The sequence below is a fragment of the Streptococcus sp. HMSC068F04 genome (assembly GCF_001837455.1).
Lineage (GTDB): Bacteria > Bacillota > Bacilli > Lactobacillales > Streptococcaceae > Streptococcus > Streptococcus salivarius_D.
The window spans coordinates 28,405-45,956 of the sequence record NZ_KV832507.1 but is presented as its reverse complement, the minus strand read 5'-3'; the positions used below and the strand labels follow the sequence as shown (position 1 = coordinate 45,956).

Below are 17,552 nucleotides of genomic sequence, written 5' to 3'. Positions count from 1 at the left end.
ATAGAAGTGCTATAAGAAAATTCTTTAGATTGGTGCTCTTTGTCTCCTTTGAATGCTTGATTGACCTTGAGTCACCACTAGAATCTGTATGAAAAATCTAGAAAGACACTCGCCTACAAATTCGTCCGTGAGTGTGTGTAATTTATGACTAAGAAAGTAGGAGTGGGCAAGGCTCACAGTAAGATTATTTTGATGGGGGAGCACTCGGTCGTTTATGGTCATCCTGCCCTTGCTCTCCCTCTTAAGGATATTGAGGTTGTCTGTCAGATTCAGGCGGCTGAGACTCCTTTGACGCTCAAGGCTCAAGATCCCTTGACGACAGCCATATTTTCAGCGCTTAATTATCTGGAAATCAAGAATCAGCCTATCAGCTATGCTATTAAGTCTAGTGTCCCTGAAAAGCGTGGCATGGGGTCATCTGCGGCTGTGGCTATTGCGGCAATTCGAGCGGTCTTTGATTATTTTGATCAGGAGCTTAGCCAGGAGACCTTGGAAATGCTGGTTCATCAGGCGGAGACCATAGCCCATAGTAAACCTAGTGGCTTAGATGCAAAGACCTGCTTGAGTGATCAAGCCATTAGCTTTACGCGTAATGTCGGTTTCAAGGAAATTGAGGTCAATTTAGGTGCCTATCTGGTCATTGCTGATACGGGTATCCATGGAAATACCCGTGAGGCTGTGGAAAAGGTTGAGGCCATTGGTTTAGATGCCTTGTCAGATCTCAACCAACTGGGCGAATTAAGCCAGAAGGCAGAACGAGCCCTCAAAGCCAAGGATCAAAAGCTTCTTGGGAAACTCATGTCTCAAGCCCATAATCATCTTAAATCTTTAGGGGTATCTTGTGATTTGTCGGATCTTCTAGTAGCAACTGCTCTGGAGCATGGTGCACTGGGAGCCAAGATGTCAGGCGGAGGACTTGGTGGCTGTATTATTGCCCTGACAAGTACTAAAGACCAAGCCCGAACGATTGCTAAAAAACTTCAAGAAAAAGGAGCCGTAAACACGTGGATAGAAAGCCTGTAAGCGTCAAATCGTACGCAAATATTGCTATTGTCAAATACTGGGGTAAGGCGGATGCCGAGCGTATGATTCCTTCAACCAGTAGTATCTCACTGACTTTGGAAAATATGTATACGGAAACCAAGTTATCTTTTCTGTCTGAGGATGCGACCAGTGATGTCATGTATATCGATGATGAGCTCCAAGGGGAAAAAGAAACAATCAAGGCCAGCAAGGTTTTAGACCTCTTCCGTGCTAATCCAAACCAACATGTCAAGATTGAAACTTGGAACAACATGCCAACAGCTGCAGGTCTATCATCAAGTTCCTCAGGACTTTCTGCCCTAGTTAAAGCAGCTAACGAGCTCTTCCAAGTCGGAAAAACGCAGTCTGAATTAGCTCAAATTGCCAAGTTTGCTTCAGGCTCCTCATCACGGTCTTTCTTTGGACCATTGGCAGCCTGGGACAAGGATAGTGGTGAAGTGTACCCGGTTGAAACAGACCTTAAATTGGCCATGATTATGCTGGTGTTAACAGATCAAAAGAAACCTGTATCAAGCCGAGAAGGTATGAAATTGTGTACCGAAACATCGACTTCTTTCCCAGAGTGGATTAAACATTCTGAGCTGGATTATAAGGATATGTTGACCTACCTCAAAGCAAATGATTTCCAAGCGGTCGGTGAGCTTACGGAAGCTAACGCTCTTCGTATGCACCAAACAACAAGTACGGCTAACCCACCATTTTCATATCTAACGGAAGCCTCATATCAGGCTATGGACAAGGTTAAGGCCCTCCGTGCCTCTGGTGAGCAGTGTTACTTTACTATGGATGCAGGACCAAATGTTAAGGTGCTCTGTCTGGAAGAAGACCTAGACCGCCTAGCAGACCACTTCCGTAAGGACTATCAGGTCATTGTTTCACGCACCAAGGAGTTGCCAGATGCCTAAGCAGTCGGTCAGTCAGGTCACAGTAAAAACAGGTGGGAAACTCTACATTGCTGGAGAATACTCAGTCTTAACAGCTGGGCAGACAGCCCTAATCCAATTTATTCCTATTTTCATGTCAGCAGAGGTCAAGGAAGCACAAACTACCCAGTTGTCCTCAGACATGTTTGACTATAGTGTGGGCCGTGAGCTAGACGCAAATTACGCCCTCATTCAAGAGGCTTTGAATACTTTTGAGGCCTTTTGTGGTGAGAAGTTACCCGCTTTGGACCTTTCAATCACTGGAAAGTTGGAACGAGATGGGGTTAAATTTGGTATCGGTTCTTCGGGTTCTGTTGTGGTATTGACCCTCAGGGCCTTGGCAGCAGCCCTTCAGAAAGACTTATCTAAAGACATTCTTTTTAAATTAGCTAGCTACACCCTCCTCAAGCAAGGAGACAATGGTTCTATGGGTGATTTAGCTTGTATCGTATACGAGGATCTGATTTCCTATCGGTTCTTTGACTGTGCAAAAATAGCAGAGCTTATAGACCAAATAACTCTATCTGAGCTTTTGGAAAAAGACTGGGGCTATCGTATCAGTCCTGTAGTGCCAGTTCTCCAAGCTCACTTTTTGGTGGGGTGGACCAAGCAAGCTGCTATCTCAAAAGACATGGTTAAAATGGCCAAATCTCGCATATCAAGCAAGTATTTAAGTGAAACAGAAGTTGCCGTCCAAGATGCCCTCAAGGCACTGGAAACAGGAAATAAGAATTTACTTAAGAGCAGCCTTCAAACTGTCAGTGACCAGTTGGAATCACTTAGTCCAGATATTTATGTGGACAAGCTGAAAAAACTCAAAGAAGCAGAGCAAGGTCTCGATGCCATTGCTAAGTCCTCTGGAGCTGGAGGTGGCGACTGTGGTATCGCCTTTGCCTTTGACCAAGCTAGCCGAGATGCTCTAGTCGAGCGTTGGCAACAGGAAGGTATAGAGCTTTTGTATGAGGTTTAAGGGTCAGCCTAGTAGACATTATCACTCAAGAAAGTAAAGAAATAACCTATGACAAATCGTAAAGACGATCACATCCGTTATGCCCTCAAGTACCAATCGCCCTACAATAGTTTTGACGATATGGAACTTATCCACAAGTCTCTACCGACTTATGATTTAGATCAGATTGACTTGTCCACACATTTTGCGGGACGAGATTGGGATTTTCCCTTTTATATCAATGCCATGACAGGTGGTTCCGCTAAGGGTGGTGCTGTTAATCGAAAATTAGCTGAGGTGGCCAGCCGCACAGGTATTCTCATGGTGACGGGTTCCTACAGTGCTGCTCTAAAGGGAGAAGAACCAGAATCCTTTGACTATCGCCAAGAGTTTCCAGACTTAGACCTAGCGACTAATATCGGTGTGGATAAGTCTGTGGACCTGGGGATTAAGACGGTGGAAGCGATGAATCCAGTATTTTTACAGCTCCATGTTAACCTTATGCAGGAGCTTCTCATGCCTGAGGGAGAGCGTATTTTCCACACTTGGAAGGAAAATGTGGCGGCTTATGCACAGAAAATAGAGGTTCCTCTTGTACTCAAGGAGGTCGGCTTTGGTATGGATGTGGAAACCATTCGTTATGCTATATCTCAAGGCATTAAGACTGTGGATATCTCTGGTCGTGGTGGGACTAGCTTCGCCTATATTGAAAATAGTCGAGGCGGCAACCGTGATTACCTCAATGACTGGGGACAAAGCACCGTTCAGACCCTCTTGCAAGCCCAAGACCTTCGTGATAATGTGGAAATCCTAGCCTCAGGTGGCGTGCGCAATCCACTTGATATGGTTAAATGTCTGGTCTTAGGAGCAAAAGGTGTCGGCCTCTCACGAACAGTCCTTGAATTGGTGGAACGTCATCCTGTGGATAAGGTTGTGGCTATCGTTAATGGCTGGAAAGACGACCTTCGTCTCATCATGTGTGCCCTTGATTGTCGAACTGTTGATGAGCTCAAATCTGTGGATTACATCTTACATGGTAAGCTACAAGGGACTTATATCAAACAAGAGAAGTAGTAAAGAGCCAAGTGCTCTTTTTTAATTTTTAAAGATGATAAAACAATTTCTCTAGGCGATGATATTATGGAGACATCATTTTAACACCGGTCAAGGATAAATAATAACATTCTTGATTTGATTTGATTTGTTTCTAGCGAGCACTTAACGAGACTTTCCGCTGTGAGAAAAGTTCTAGAAATACTTGTATTTCTAGAACTCGGAATTTTTGAGAGTAAAACAGTTTGGGGAACTGTTTTAGCCTGAGCCTAGAAATTAAAAAGTGAAGGGGCTCAAAAATTAGTCATGGAGCTTCGAAGAAGTTCGCTGACGTCCGCACTCACTTAAGGAAAGTCTAAAAAAATCCATTTTACAAAAGAATATCTTACAAAAAAGAGCGGAAGCTCTTTTTTTATTACCCACTCAAGCAAAAAGTAACTTTTCCCCTTGACAAGTTACCGCCTTAGGAGTATTATTTTTAGTGAAATACGGTAGGTGAGGCTACCACAAGGATACGGATGACTACCGCAAAGCAGTGGAGACACTACTCGTTGGTCAACAGTCCTGATCGCCAAGGTCAAGACTAAGCTCATTTCATCGCCTTGCGGAGCTAAAGCTTGAACGGTCCATTTTTTGACAGAATCTATTAAAAAATCCACCTCGAGTTTATAGAGTCTTACCTGTATATGGGTAGGACTCTTTTCATTTTTCTGAGGTCCACCCAGCATCAAAAAATTGAAAGGAGAAACCTATGAGACTAATCGACGATCACCCCGAACCGCACCTAACCAGTCAATCGCTGATTAGTGTCTTAGGGACTCCATAAGTGATTGGCTCATGATTAAATAAGGAGATTCCAATGTCAACAAATAAAGAAAGACTTATTGCTGCTCTTCAAGAGCCACTTGAAACAACCCTTACTCGCTACAAGACTCATTTGGATGGCTTGAAGGAAGACCAAGTAGAAGAAAACCGTGACCTTTATGGGGAAAATGTCATAACCAAAGGACAAGAGGATTCTATCATCAAAAAGATTTATGAATCTATCATCAATCCCTTTACTGTTATTCTCCTAGTCATCGCTCTGGTTTCCTTTATCACCAATGTCTGGCTTGCTAAACCAGGTGAAGAAGATCCAACGACTTCTATCATCATTGTCACTCTAGTTTTGATATCTGGTGGTATCCGTTTTATTCAAGAACTTCGTAGTGACAAGGCTGCTAGCAATTTGTCTCGCATGATTGTCAATACAGCAACAGTGCTTCGAGATGGCAGTGAGCAAGAAATCCCAATCGATGAAATTGTGGTTGGAGATGTGGTCAAACTGAGTGCGGGAGATATGATTCCGGCGGATGTGGTCTTGCTAGACTCTCGTGATTTCTTTGTTCAACAGTCTGGCTTGACAGGTGAAAGCGATGCTGTGGAAAAGGCTTGTCTGTCTAAGGCGGATGGTCAAAATCTAGAGAGTTTGCTTGAGAGTGAGAGCCTTGCTTTCATGGGAACTAATGTTATCTCTGGTCGTGCAACAGCCTTGGTTTTAGTTGTTGGTGATGAAACCATGATGGGAGCAATTGAGCAGACCATCAATACTTATGACGAACCAACTTCATTTGAACGTGAGATGAATTCCATTTCTTGGCTCTTGATTCGACTCATGTTGGTTATGGTTCCTGTTGTTTTTGTGATTAACGGTTTAACAGATGGGGACTGGCTTGAAGCCGGCGTCTTTGCCCTTAGTGTGGGAGTCGGTTTGACCCCAGAAATGTTGCCGATGATTATCACAGCCAGTCTTGCCAAGGGTTCTATCATTATGGCCAAGGAAAAGGTGGTCATCAAAAAACTTAATGCTATTCAAGACCTAGGGGCTATCGACATCCTTTGTACGGATAAGACAGGAACCCTGACTCAGGATGAAATCGTTCTTGAGTACCCTCTTGATATCCATGGTGACCTTGACCTATCAGTACTTCGGAGAGCCTATCTTAATTCTTATTTCCAAACTGGCTTAAAAAATCTTATGGACCGTGCCATTATTAGCCGAACTGAAAGAGAAGCTAAGAAACATGACATCGTTCGTGACCTTGACCAGACCTTCCACAAGATTGATGAGCTACCTTTTGATTTTGAACGTCGTCGCATGAGTGTCATTGTTCAAGACACTGATGGATTTGTTAGCATGGTGACAAAAGGTGCCCTTGAAGAAATGCTCTCTGTTTCTAACTATGTGGAATACAAGGGAGACATTATCCCATTGACTGACGATGTTCGTGAGGAAGTCCTTGCGGAAGTTGCACAGTTGAATGAACAAGGTTTGCGTGTTCTCGGTGTTAGCTACAAATCACAACTTAATGAAAATGACGTCTTTAGTGTTGAAGATGAAAGTGATATGATTTTGACGGGATATCTTGCCTTCCTTGACCCACCAAAACCATCAGCAGCACCTGCTATCAAGGCTTTGGCGGAATATGGTGTGACCACAAAAATTTTGACTGGAGACAATGATAAGGTGACACAGGCTGTCTGTGAAAAAGTTGGTCTAGATGTGACGCACATTCTACTTGGAAGTGATCTTGATACCATGTCAGATCAAGATTTGGCTAAGGCTGTGGAAACGACAACAGTCTTTGCTAAGTTATCCCCAGACCAAAAGGCACGAATTATCCTAAGCCTTAAGGAAAATGGGCATAAGGTAGGCTATATGGGTGATGGTATCAACGATGCCCCATCCATGAAGGTGTCAGATGTGGGGATTTCTGTGGATACAGCTGTTGATATCGCCAAAGAAACTGCAGATGTTATCTTGCTTGATAAGGATTTAATGGTCTTGGAAAAAGGTTTGGTTGAAGGACGGAAGGTCTATGCTAATATGACCAAATATATCAAGATGACCGTTTCTTCAAATTTCGGGAATATCTTTTCTCTCCTCTTTGCCAGCATTTTCTTACCATTCCTACCAATGGCACCTGTGCATTTGATTGTCCTAAATCTTGTCTATGATATCTCTTGTATCGCCCTTCCATTTGACAATGTGGACAAGGAATTTCTTAAAGAGCCACATATCTGGGAAGCCAAATCAATCATGCGTTTCATGGCTTGGATAGGACCTATTTCGTCCGTATTTGATATTTTGACATATATCTTGCTCTATTTCATCATTGTGCCAATGATTTTGGGGCATGGCTATGTTCATGGTTCACCAGAAGCAGCAGCCTTTATCATTATTTTCCAAACAGGTTGGTTTATCGAATCTATGTGGTCTCAAACCATGGTTATCCACATGTTACGTTCACCAAAACTACCATTTATTCAAAGTCACCCAGCACTATCAGTTGTTGTGACAACCTTATTTGCTGCTTTCTTTGTGACTTCTCTTCCATACAGTCCATTGGCTAGTCTCTTAAAACTCAGCCATCTAAACGGTCTCTATTTCATTCTCTTGTTTATCATCATTACTTTGTATATGCTTAGTGTTACCTTTGTGAAGCATATCTATATTAAGAAATACAAAGAATGGTTATAGGATAACTATTCTTAGAAAAAGAGCGTCAGCTCTTTTTCATTACCTTTCATTCTGCCAAAACCTTTTCATTTATGGTATAATAGGGCGATTATAGATAATCAGAGGCCCTAAAAAACGTCAGTTGTGAGGACATGTTTTCTAAGAAATGAGAGACAATGTTTTCAAGGCCCCTTTCTTTCGTAGGCTATCCCAGTGGGAGGTGGAGGCCCTGAGATTTGGGGCTCAAGGCTAAGACCGCCACGAAGGAAACCATCAAAAAAATCTTAAGAAGGAAAAAGAAAATGAGTAATTACGCAATTATCCTTGCTGCGGGTAAAGGAACTCGCATGAAATCAGATCTTCCAAAAGTATTGCACAAGGTTTCGGGCATCACTATGCTTGAGCACGTCTTCCGTGCAGTTTCAGCTATCGAACCAGCTAAAAACGTTACTGTTATTGGTCACAAGGCTGAACTTGTTCGTGAGGTTTTGGATGGTCAATCTGCCTTCACTATGCAAACTGAGCAGTTGGGGACTGGTCACGCAGTAATGATGGCTGAAGAAGAGTTGGCTGGACTTGAAGGGCAAACGCTTGTTATCGCCGGTGACACGCCTTTGATTACTGGTGAAAGCCTTAAAAACCTTATTGATTTCCATGTTAATCACAAAAATGTTGCCACTATCTTGACTGCAACTGCAGACAATCCATTTGGTTATGGTCGTATTATCCGTAACGAAAATGGCGAAGTGACTAAGATTGTTGAGCAAAAAGATGCCAATGAGTTTGAACAACAAGTCAAAGAAATCAATACAGGGACTTACGTTTTTGACAATAAACGTCTCTTCGAAGCACTTAAAAACATCAATACTAACAACGCTCAAGGGGAATACTATTTGACTGATGTCATTTCTATTTTCCGTGAGAATGGTGAAAAAGTAGGTGCCTTCACCCTTCGTGACTTTGAAGAAAGTCTTGGAGTTAATGACCGTGTTGCCCTAGCTACAGCAGAAGATGTTATGCGTCGTCGTATCAACAAGGCTCACATGGTCAATGGTGTTACTTTCCAAAATCCAAACGCTACTTATATTGACGTGGATGTGGAAATTGAGCCAGATGTTGTCATTGAAGCTAATGTGACACTTAAAGGACAAACTAAGATTGGTGCAGAGTCAGTGCTTACTAATGGTACTTATATTGTTGATTCAACTATCGGTGCCAAAACGGTTATCACTAACTCTATGATTGAGCACTCAGTGGTTGAAGAAGGTGTTACTGTTGGTCCATTTGCCCATGTTCGTCCAGATTCAACTCTCAAAAAAGATGTTCATATCGGTAACTTCGTTGAGGTTAAGGGGTCTACTATCGGTGAAAATACCAAAGCTGGTCACTTGACCTACATTGGTAATGCGGAAGTTGGTTCTGACGTTAACTTTGGTGCCGGAACAATTACCGTAAATTATGATGGACAACACAAGTTCAAGACACAAATTGCCAACAACGTCTTTATCGGAAGCAATTCAACCTTGATTGCACCGCTTGAAATTGGGGCTAACGCTCTCACAGCGGCTGGTTCAACCATCACAGATGATGTGCCAGCTGACAGCGTAGCCATTGGACGTGGCCGTCAGGTCAATAAAGAAGGCTATGCCATTAAAAAACCTCACCACCCAAGCCAACAAAAGTAGGCTTAAGACTATCTGAGCTAGATTCTCTTGTAGAGTAGAGGTAGCTTAGAATGAGGTCAGAAGTAAAGGAGTCAATTCATGGAGTTTGAAGAAAAAACACTCAAACGTGAGTCAAAATTTAAGGGACATATTTTTGAAGTTGCAGTAGACGAGGTCCTCTTGCCAGACGGTAAGACGGCTGGTCGTGAGCTCATCTTCCACAAGGGAGCAGTAGCCGTTTTAGCGGTTACCCCAGAAGGAAAAATCATTATCGTCAAGCAATACCGTAAGGCTATTGAGGCGGTTTCTTACGAGATTCCTGCGGGTAAGCTGGAAGTCGGTGAAGCTGGCGATGAGATGGCTGCAGCGGCGCGTGAACTTGAAGAGGAGACTCAATACAAGGGTGATCTGGAATTGATTTATGAATTTTACACAGCCATTGGCTTTTGTAATGAGAGAATCAAACTCTATGTAGCGACCAATCTTAAACCTGTGGAAAATCCACGTCCACTTGATGATGATGAGTTCCTTGAACTCTATGAATTGACTTATGAAGAGTGTATGGAACTTGTAGCGTCAGGGGCTATCCAGGATGCCAAAACTATCATCGCACTCCAATACTATGCACTTCATCTCGGAGGAAAATAAGCTATGGGAAAACCACTTTTGACCGACGATATCATTGAGCAGGCCAAGCGTGGGGAAATCGATTTAGAGGAACATCCTTATTATGAGGACTATGATCAAGAGTTCTACGATGAGGATTATGAGGCTGATTACCAGCCTTCTGCCTACAAGAGCCGTCGAATTGAGAATGCCAAACGTAATCAATTTCAACACAAGCTTAATCGCATCCTCTTTTGGGTTGTGGTCCTCTTGATTATTCTCTTCATTGCTGTCTTTTATTTCTAAGAAGTCTATGAGTCAGATAGCCCTAGCTACTGATTCAGGAAAGATTACAAGCTGAAAAGGAACTATATGAAAATCGGAATTATCGCTGCCATGGAGCAGGAGTTAGTGCTTCAAGTGGAGCAATTGGAAAATAAGGTTGAAGAAACTGTTCTTGGCAATACCTACTATACAGGACGTTTAGGAAAACACGACGTCGTTTTGGTGCAATCAGGTGTTGGTAAGGTTATGTCAGCCATGTCTGTGGCTGTCTTAGCAGACCATTTTGGCGTTGATGCCCTCATTAACACTGGTTCTGCTGGAGCAGTAGCACCTGGACTTAAAATTGGAGATGTGGTTGTGGCGTCAAAATTAGCCTATCACGATGTTGATTTGACAGCCTTTGGCTATGATTATGGGCAAATGTCTATGCAGCCACTTTACTTTGAAAGTGACTCTACCTTCGTAGAGACTTTCGAAAAGGTCTTGGCTCAGGCTTCCATTGATTCTAAGATTGGGCTTATCGCTACGGGTGATAGCTTCATTGCGGGTCAAGACAAGATTGATGCTATTAAGGGGCATTTTCCAGAAGTCTTGGCTGTAGAGATGGAGGGAGCAGCTATTGCTCAAGCCGCACACAGTGTCAAAAAGCCTTTCATCGTTGTACGTGCCATGAGTGATACAGCTGCTCATGATGCTAACATTACCTTTGATGAATTCATTATTCAGGCGGGGAAACAATCAGCTGCTATCTTGGTTGAGTTTCTCAAAGAACTTGCCTAAAATACATTAAATGAGTGCTTATGCTCATTTTCTTAATTAATTTAAAGACGACTGCTATTCATTTAAGAATGGCAGTTTTTTTCTGCTTTTAGATAAGAAAACCTTCTCATTTTTTAAAGAAAAAATCTGAATTTTAGCATTTTTCAGACGGAAATTGAATTAAAATTATGGCAATAAAATGAGAAAGAAAAACAATATTAAAAGAGAGACTCCGAAAGAAAGCTTATAATATAAGGGTTTGAAAATTTCACTATCTATTGATATCTTAGAAAGCTTTACAAAACCTCCAAAGGGGTAAATAATTATCTTGCAAAGTTCTGAAAATAGTGTATAATTCAGAATGAAAAGGGTTACAAAAATGTTAAGATTTGTAAAAATGGGAGGATAGAATCATGAATAACCGATTCGGTGATTCGAGGCAGCGTTTCTCCATCCGTAAGTTTACGGTGGGCGTTGCTTCGGTCTTACTTTCGTCTGCAGTTTTTGGTGTAAGTACCGCCAAAGCAGATCAAGCTGAAGAGCCTAAAGGCCAACCAGCGACGAGTGTACTTGAGGAAGCCAGTGAGTCTGATGGTGGGGGCCAAAGGACAAGCACTAGTGCCTCAAGTCAAGAAGTGACAGCTGCTGAACCTACCGTTCAGGCAGAAAGTACCAGTGCTATCTCAGTGACTGCTGTTTCTAGTGAAGTTGCGCTTCAAGAGCAAACGGTTGCAAGCTCTGAGCAAACAAGTTCATCACAAGATAAGACTAGTGAGGGGCTCAGTGAGAAACCTGTTACAGTCAATGAAACACGAGAAGCTAGCGCTAGCGACCTTGCTGCAGCAAACAATACGAGTTCCACTTCGTCTGATAATTTCGGACTGAAGGTTACCAACCTAAGTCGCCCGATCCCAGCGGATGTCAAGGTGACAAAGACAGGTACTGAAATCACTGTTCAAAATCCTGATGTGGAAATGGAATTTCCGAACGGAAATAGTAAGTACGCTACTAGCAAGGTTGTCTACCACAATATTCCTTTCCCTGATGATATGACTATCAATGAAGGGGATCAGGTCATTTTTAATTTGCCTGAGCAGTTGCGTTTCCGTACTAGCTACGATATCAATGTCTATAATCCAGACAATCAAATTGTAGGTCTGGCTCAAATTGATCCTGAGAAGAATCGTGTCACAACGACCTTTAATAACTATTTCCAAACACATCCCAACAATAAGCTCATGAGTTTGGAGTTGGATACCCTTTATTCTGAAGAAGTAGATGAAGGGGAACATCTTACTCTTGATTTTGAGGGACGTATCATTCATGTTTCAGTGGGTAAAGTGCAATCACCTCCTCCAGGTCAAGAAGTTATTTCTAAGTGGGGTAGTCAAGACAAGCGTGATCCAACTATCCTAAATTGGCAGATGCGTCTCAATTACTCACGACGTCTCCTTAACAACTTGAAACTGGTTGATACTTGGTCTGACAATCAAAGATTTGTGGACGGTTCTTTGCAACTTCGCTACATTGATTCGGCAGATCCTTGGATTGACAAGGGATCAGCTATGGATCTGATTAAGAGTTTCTCTTATGATGATAGCCATTTTGAGCTTAAACTCAATCAGTTGGACCGCATGGTTTATGTTTGGTATCAAACCCGTTTGACACAACCTGTTGAAGAATCAACTAACCCTGTCAACCGTATTAAACTTCATGCTGATGTTGTTTCCGATTCTTACAAGTCAACTATTCGCTTGGTTGGTGGCCGAGGAGATGCCATCGGAGATAACCTCGCTCATTTCAATCTTGAGCTTGAGAAGGACTTGGCGGGTAGAGACCTTAAGGATAAAGAATTTACATTTAAATTAGTTGATGTGACTGATAGTGCCAATCCTGTTGACTTAGGGGAAACCACTAATGATGCCAAGGGTAAAATCGTCTTTTCAGATCTCTCACTCAGTAAGCCAGGTATTTATCATTATCGTGTGACAGAGGTTCCAGGTAATGACGAAGATGTGGTCTATGACAAACTAGAAGCCAATATCACCATTCAGGTTGTTCGTGAAACTGTGGACAATCAAGTCAAATTGGTTGCCAAGGTTGCCTATCCAGAAGACATTATCTTTAACAATAAATTGGTAACACCAGCCAAGGCCAAAATTGCATTTGGTAAGGAATTGACCAAGGCAGGCGTTAAACAAGATCTAAAAGCAGATCAATTCCAATTTGTTCTTAAAGACCGTTTTGGAAAAGTCCTTGAGACTGTTGGCAATACAGCTGATGGTCAGGTTGCCTTTAGTGAGTTAACCTTTAACAAGGTAGGTACTTACAACTACACTGTTGAAGAGCTTACAGGTAAGGATGACTCAATTGTTTATGATAGCATGAAAGCTGCTGTTTCTATCACGGTAACACGTGATGGCGACGCTCTTGTTTCAACCGTGGTTAATCCTAAAGACACTATCTTTAACAACAAGTTTGTGACTCCAGCTAAGGCCGCTATTCAGTTCAGTAAGGAATTGACTAAGGCAGGTGTCAACCAAACTTTGACTGCTAATGAGTTCCAATTTGTCCTCAAAGATAGTGCCGGCCATATTGTCGAAACAGTTGGTAATACAGCTGATGGTCGTGTTGCCTTTAGTGAACTTCACTTTGATAAGGCAGGAACTTACACTTACACTGTTGAAGAAGTTAAGGGAACTAACGAAGATATCATCTATGATGGTATGAAAGCAACTGTCTGGATTACAGTAACACGAGATGGTGATGCATTGGTATCAACAGTTGCTAATCCAAAAGACACTGTTTTCAATAACTATGTTAAAGACGTGCAACCAGCTAAGGCCAAATTCGAATTGACCAAGGTTCTTACAGGTCGTAACCTCAAAGATGGTGAGTTTAGTTTCGTCCTTAAGGACGACAAGGGTAATGTTATCCAAACAGTGACCAATAATGCACAAGGAAACATTAGTTTTGGAAATATTGTCTACGACAAACCAGGTGTTTACTACTACACTGTTGAAGAAGTCAAGGGTAATGAAGCTGACGTGGTTTATGATAACATGGTGGCTAAGTTCCAGGTGACCGTTACTAAGACTGTAGGTGAAAAGGAAAATCTACTTGTAGCAGCTGTTCTCCTTCCTTTGGATACAGAATTCAACAATAGTTACATTCCTCCAAAACCTCCTACACCACCGACACCACCAAGTGTCCCACCTAAACCACCAGTAGTCCCACCAACACCACCAACTCCGCCTACTCCACCGGTGACTCCAAAACCAGCTAAGCCAGTTCAATCCTCTGAGAAATCAGGACCTCAACTTCCAGAGACTGGTCAAGCAAACGATACTGCCTTGCTTGCCCTTGGTGTGGCAGCAGAAGTGGCAGCAGTCATGGGTGTAGCATATAGCCATCGTCGCCGTAAAGACGTTTAAGATGATGACCTAAAAGATCGAGTATTCTCGATCTTTTTTAGTATTTGGCTGTCCATCTCATTAAATGAGAAATCAAGATAAAGCCAACTGCAAGATGAAATTTCTACTAAATTAAGCTATAATGAAGAGTATGAAAGTTCTACTTTATCTTGAAGGAAAATCGGTTCTTGAAAAATCAGGAATCGGACGAGCTCTCCACCATCAGATGCATGCCTTGGACTTGGCGGGGATTCCCTATACAACGGACATCTTGGGTGATTATGATGTCGTTCATATTAATACTTATGGGCCACGCAGCTTGATGTTGTTGCATGCTGCAAAACGCCGTGGCAAGAAGGTCATCATGCATGGTCATTCGACACGTGAGGACTTTGAGAATTCATTCATCGGTTCTAACCTTTTGGCCCCACTTTTTGGAAAATATTTGGCCCACATGTACCAAAAGGCTGATTACGTGATTACGCCATCTGAGTATTCCAAAAAATTGATTCAGTCTTACGGAGTGACCACACCAATCATTGCTGTTTCAAATGGGATTGATTTGAAAAAATACGGTAAGGATCCACGTAAGGAAGAAGTTTTCCGAGACTACTTTGGTATCAAGGAAGGACAGCCAGTGGTGATTTGTGCGGGGCTTTATTTCCAACGCAAGGGAATTGAAGATTTCGTCAAGGTTGCCGAAAAGATGCCTCATGTTCGTTTCATTTGGTTAGGTAGCATCAGCAAATGGTTGATTCCTAAGAAGATTCGAGACATTGTCAATGGTAAGCATCCTGATAATGTCAGCTTCCCAGGTTATTTCAAGGGAGCCGTCTTCCAGGGAGCTATGAGTGGTGCTAATGCCTTCTTTTTTCCGTCCTATGAGGAAACCGAAGGAATCGTAGTGCTAGAGGCCTTTGCCAGTCACCAACATGTGGTTTTGCGTGATATTCCTGTTTATGAGGGCTGGGTTGATGACAAATCTGCTTCATTCGGGCATAACGTGGACGAATTTGTAGTTGCCTTGCAAGATATTATCGATGGTAAAGTGGACAAACGTGAAGAAGGTTACAAGGTTGCGGAAAGTCGCTCGATTGATGATGTCGCCCAAAAACTTGTTGAAGCCTACAAAGAAGTATTGGAGATTTAAATGCGTATCGGATTGTTTACAGATACCTATTTTCCACAGGTATCAGGTGTTGCGACCAGTATTCGCACACTGAAGACGCAGTTGGAAAAAATGGGGCATACAGTCTTTATCTTTACCACGACTGATAGAGATGTTGACCGCTATGAAGACTGGCAGATTGTCCGTATTCCTAGTGTGCCTTTCTTTGCTTTTAAGGATCGCCGAGTGGCTTATCGTGGCTTTTCTAAGGCTCTAGAAATTGCAAAACAGTACAAGCTTGATATTATTCACACGCAGACAGAGTTCTCCTTGGGGCTTCTAGGGATTGCCATTGCGCGTGAACTTAGGATTCCTGTTGTGCACACCTATCATACTCAGTATGAAGACTATGTCCGCTATATTGCCAAAGGTATGGTCATCCGTCCAAGTATGGTTAAGTACATTGTTCGTGGCTTTATGAGCGATCTGGACGGGGTTATCTGTCCGAGCGAGATTGTTTATGACCTTTTACTCAAGTACAAGATTGCTGCTGAAAAACGGGTCATTCCAACAGGCATTGAACTTGAAAAATTCCAGCGTCCAGAGATTACCGAAGAAGATGTAGCGGACTTGAGAGCCAAGCTTGGTATTGCTTTGGATGAAACCATGTTGTTGAGCTTGTCTCGTGTCTCTTATGAGAAAAATATCCAAGCAGTCCTGGCGGCTCTACCTTCGGTTTTAGAGGAAGACGATAAGGTTCGGTTAGTTGTTGCTGGCGATGGCCCTTACCTACCAGACCTGAAGTCCCAAGCCAAGAAACTTGGTATTCTGGATAAGGTGGTTTTCACAGGTATGATTGCGCCTAGTGAGACAGCGCTTTATTATAAGGCTGCTGATTTCTTCATTTCGGCATCAACCAGTGAGACTCAGGGCTTGACCTATCTGGAAGCCTTGGCTAGTGGTACCCCAATCATTGCTCACGGAAATCCTTATTTGGATAATGTGATTACAGACCAGATGTTTGGAACGCTTTATTATCATGATAATGATTTAGCTGGGGCCATTTTGGAAGCAGCCATTGCAACACCAGAAAAAGACGAAACTAAGTGGGCTGACAAGCTTTATGAAATTTCTGCGGAAAACTTTGGAAAACGTGTCTATGAGTATTACTTGGACCTTACGATTTCTAAGGATTTCCACAATGATTTGAATGGTGAAGATAGTACCATGAAGCGCTTGACGCGAATGGTAACTTATTTGCCAACTAAGGCTATTACCTTGCCTGTTAATGGCTCTGTTCGTATTCTCAAAGGATCAGCCAAACAGGTCAAGAAAATTAGAAATATCACGAAACTTTTGGATTAGGAAAGCTACCAGATTTTCCTAGTCAGATAAAATCTTAGAATTGATTAATAAAAGAGATAATTAGCTTGAAAAATTACAGTTTCATGCTATAATAACGCATAGAGACATATCAGTCATGGGAAATCTTTCAGAGAGCGTGTGGCGCTGGAAATCACGCAGAGGACATGATTGGGACTACTCGATTAACTTTTTATGCAAACATAAAACGGTGGCCACGTTAGAGCCAATCAGAGGTGTAGGACAGACTCGTTTTTTGTCGTACATGAACTAAGGTGGAACCACGTTGCGACGTCCTTTTGAGGATGTCGCTTTTTATATTATTTGGTATGCTTTACAATTTTTAGAATGTCTAGTTTAGATAGAAAAGCTTTACTTTGTGACTAAATATTTTCTCTTTGATTACTAAAAGGATTGTTTAGAACGAGGTGACACTATCTATTTAGTTGAGGAAGAATTTTATGGGGTTCAACTATGAAGCTATCAAGGCCTACCTGATTGACCACGGTGTGGATGCTAGTCTTGCTGAGACCATGCACGCTATCTATGCTACTAGGAGAATCGGTAGGTCAACTTTTGAGTATTTCCTAATTGTTTTTACAGAAACAGAGGTTTTGATTATTTCTCTTACTCTTTTAGGAAAATTAGGAGATATTATCGCCAAATTTCCTGAAGAGACGATTAAGTCTTATCAGTTTAAAAAACGCTTGTTTATTGGTTATAAACTTCGCATTTTTCTAAATGATGGCAGGGAGCTAGACTTTAATGTCAACAAGATATTGATTGGAGCGGATTGGCATAAGACGGAATTGCAAAGCATCCTAGAAACAAATTATTACAACAAAAAGATTAAATAGAAAGGAAGAAGGGGCTCATCCTTTAGGGCT

Annotated in this window: 13 protein-coding genes and 1 riboswitch; all 13 genes read left to right on the top strand. The window is 42.2% G+C overall.

Annotation, left to right across the window (positions count from 1 at the left end):
- Window positions 1-144 precede the first annotated feature (144 nt).
- The 13 genes from mvk to HMPREF2571_RS06880 all read left to right on the top strand — a co-directional run bounded on the left by mvk (window position 145) and on the right by HMPREF2571_RS06880 (window position 17,522).
- Complete coding sequence (gene mvk, locus HMPREF2571_RS06940) at window positions 145-1,023, top strand: mevalonate kinase (protein ID WP_070847526.1); 879 nt, start codon at window positions 145-147, stop codon at window positions 1,021-1,023.
- Window positions 1,005-1,949, top strand: a complete 945-nt coding sequence (gene mvaD, locus HMPREF2571_RS06935; protein ID WP_061652256.1) for a diphosphomevalonate decarboxylase — start codon at window positions 1,005-1,007, stop codon at window positions 1,947-1,949. The genes mvk and mvaD overlap by 19 nt, the downstream gene beginning before the upstream one ends.
- A complete protein-coding gene (locus tag HMPREF2571_RS06930; protein ID WP_070847524.1) occupies window positions 1,942-2,937 on the top strand; it encodes a phosphomevalonate kinase in 996 nt (331 codons plus the stop codon). The genes mvaD and HMPREF2571_RS06930 overlap by 8 nt, the downstream gene beginning before the upstream one ends.
- Before the next feature lie 48 nt (window positions 2,938-2,985).
- Window positions 2,986-3,990, top strand: coding sequence for a type 2 isopentenyl-diphosphate Delta-isomerase (gene fni / locus HMPREF2571_RS06925; RefSeq protein ID WP_070847522.1), 1,005 nt, complete (start codon window positions 2,986-2,988; stop codon window positions 3,988-3,990).
- 459 nt (window positions 3,991-4,449) lie between these two features.
- Window positions 4,450-4,605, top strand: a riboswitch (M-box (ykoK) riboswitch).
- Between the two features lie 223 nt (window positions 4,606-4,828).
- On the top strand, window positions 4,829-7,489 hold the full coding sequence (gene mgtA, locus HMPREF2571_RS06920; protein WP_070847520.1) for a magnesium-translocating P-type ATPase: 2,661 nt from the start codon (window positions 4,829-4,831) through the stop codon (window positions 7,487-7,489).
- Window positions 7,490-7,770: 281 nt separating this feature from the next.
- Window positions 7,771-9,153, top strand: coding sequence for a bifunctional UDP-N-acetylglucosamine diphosphorylase/glucosamine-1-phosphate N-acetyltransferase GlmU (glmU, locus tag HMPREF2571_RS06915; RefSeq protein WP_048676063.1), 1,383 nt, complete (start codon window positions 7,771-7,773; stop codon window positions 9,151-9,153).
- A gap of 78 nt (window positions 9,154-9,231) precedes the next feature.
- Entirely contained in the window at window positions 9,232-9,780 is a 549-nt protein-coding gene (locus HMPREF2571_RS06910; protein WP_070847519.1) for an NUDIX domain-containing protein, read from the top strand.
- Window positions 9,781-9,783: 3 nt separating this feature from the next.
- Window positions 9,784-10,044 (top strand): cell wall synthase accessory phosphoprotein MacP, encoded by a 261-nt coding sequence (gene macP / locus HMPREF2571_RS06905; RefSeq protein WP_070847517.1) that lies wholly within the window; start codon window positions 9,784-9,786, stop codon window positions 10,042-10,044.
- 66 nt (window positions 10,045-10,110) lie between these two features.
- The gene (locus HMPREF2571_RS06900) at window positions 10,111-10,803 is read left to right on the top strand and encodes a 5'-methylthioadenosine/adenosylhomocysteine nucleosidase (RefSeq protein ID WP_070847516.1); all 693 of its coding nucleotides are present in this window, start codon (window positions 10,111-10,113) and stop codon (window positions 10,801-10,803) included.
- 392 nt (window positions 10,804-11,195) lie between these two features.
- The gene (locus tag HMPREF2571_RS06895; RefSeq protein ID WP_070847514.1) at window positions 11,196-14,216 is read left to right on the top strand and encodes a Spy0128 family protein; all 3,021 of its coding nucleotides are present in this window, start codon (window positions 11,196-11,198) and stop codon (window positions 14,214-14,216) included.
- A 130-nt stretch (window positions 14,217-14,346) separates the two neighbouring features.
- Window positions 14,347-15,345 (top strand): LTA glycolipid anchor biosynthesis glycosyltransferase, IagA/BgsA family, encoded by a 999-nt coding sequence (locus tag HMPREF2571_RS06890; RefSeq protein ID WP_021144521.1) that lies wholly within the window; start codon window positions 14,347-14,349, stop codon window positions 15,343-15,345.
- Window positions 15,346-16,668, top strand: coding sequence for a glycosyltransferase family 4 protein (locus tag HMPREF2571_RS06885; protein WP_070847512.1), 1,323 nt, complete (start codon window positions 15,346-15,348; stop codon window positions 16,666-16,668). It abuts the gene before it with no gap.
- Window positions 16,669-17,126: 458 nt separating this feature from the next.
- On the top strand, window positions 17,127-17,522 hold the full coding sequence (locus HMPREF2571_RS06880; RefSeq protein WP_014634101.1) for a hypothetical protein: 396 nt from the start codon (window positions 17,127-17,129) through the stop codon (window positions 17,520-17,522).
- Window positions 17,523-17,552: the final 30 nt, after the last annotated feature.

Bases quoted from the DNA above. Each gene is read 5' to 3' on its own strand.
- mvk (WP_070847526.1), top strand. From the start codon at position 145: ATGACTAAGAAAGTAGGAGTGGGCAAGGCTCACAGTAAGATTATTTTG.
- HMPREF2571_RS06885 (WP_070847512.1), top strand. From the start codon at position 15,346: ATGCGTATCGGATTGTTTACAGATACCTATTTTCCACAGGTATCAGGT.
- HMPREF2571_RS06890 (WP_021144521.1), top strand. From the start codon at position 14,347: ATGAAAGTTCTACTTTATCTTGAAGGAAAATCGGTTCTTGAAAAATCA.
- HMPREF2571_RS06895 (WP_070847514.1), top strand. From the start codon at position 11,196: ATGAATAACCGATTCGGTGATTCGAGGCAGCGTTTCTCCATCCGTAAG.
- HMPREF2571_RS06930 (WP_070847524.1), top strand. From the start codon at position 1,942: ATGCCTAAGCAGTCGGTCAGTCAGGTCACAGTAAAAACAGGTGGGAAA.
- mgtA (WP_070847520.1), top strand. From the start codon at position 4,829: ATGTCAACAAATAAAGAAAGACTTATTGCTGCTCTTCAAGAGCCACTT.
- macP (WP_070847517.1), top strand. From the start codon at position 9,784: ATGGGAAAACCACTTTTGACCGACGATATCATTGAGCAGGCCAAGCGT.
- HMPREF2571_RS06910 (WP_070847519.1), top strand. From the start codon at position 9,232: ATGGAGTTTGAAGAAAAAACACTCAAACGTGAGTCAAAATTTAAGGGA.
- fni (WP_070847522.1), top strand. From the start codon at position 2,986: ATGACAAATCGTAAAGACGATCACATCCGTTATGCCCTCAAGTACCAA.
- glmU (WP_048676063.1), top strand. From the start codon at position 7,771: ATGAGTAATTACGCAATTATCCTTGCTGCGGGTAAAGGAACTCGCATG.
- HMPREF2571_RS06880 (WP_014634101.1), top strand. From the start codon at position 17,127: ATGGGGTTCAACTATGAAGCTATCAAGGCCTACCTGATTGACCACGGT.
- HMPREF2571_RS06900 (WP_070847516.1), top strand. From the start codon at position 10,111: ATGAAAATCGGAATTATCGCTGCCATGGAGCAGGAGTTAGTGCTTCAA.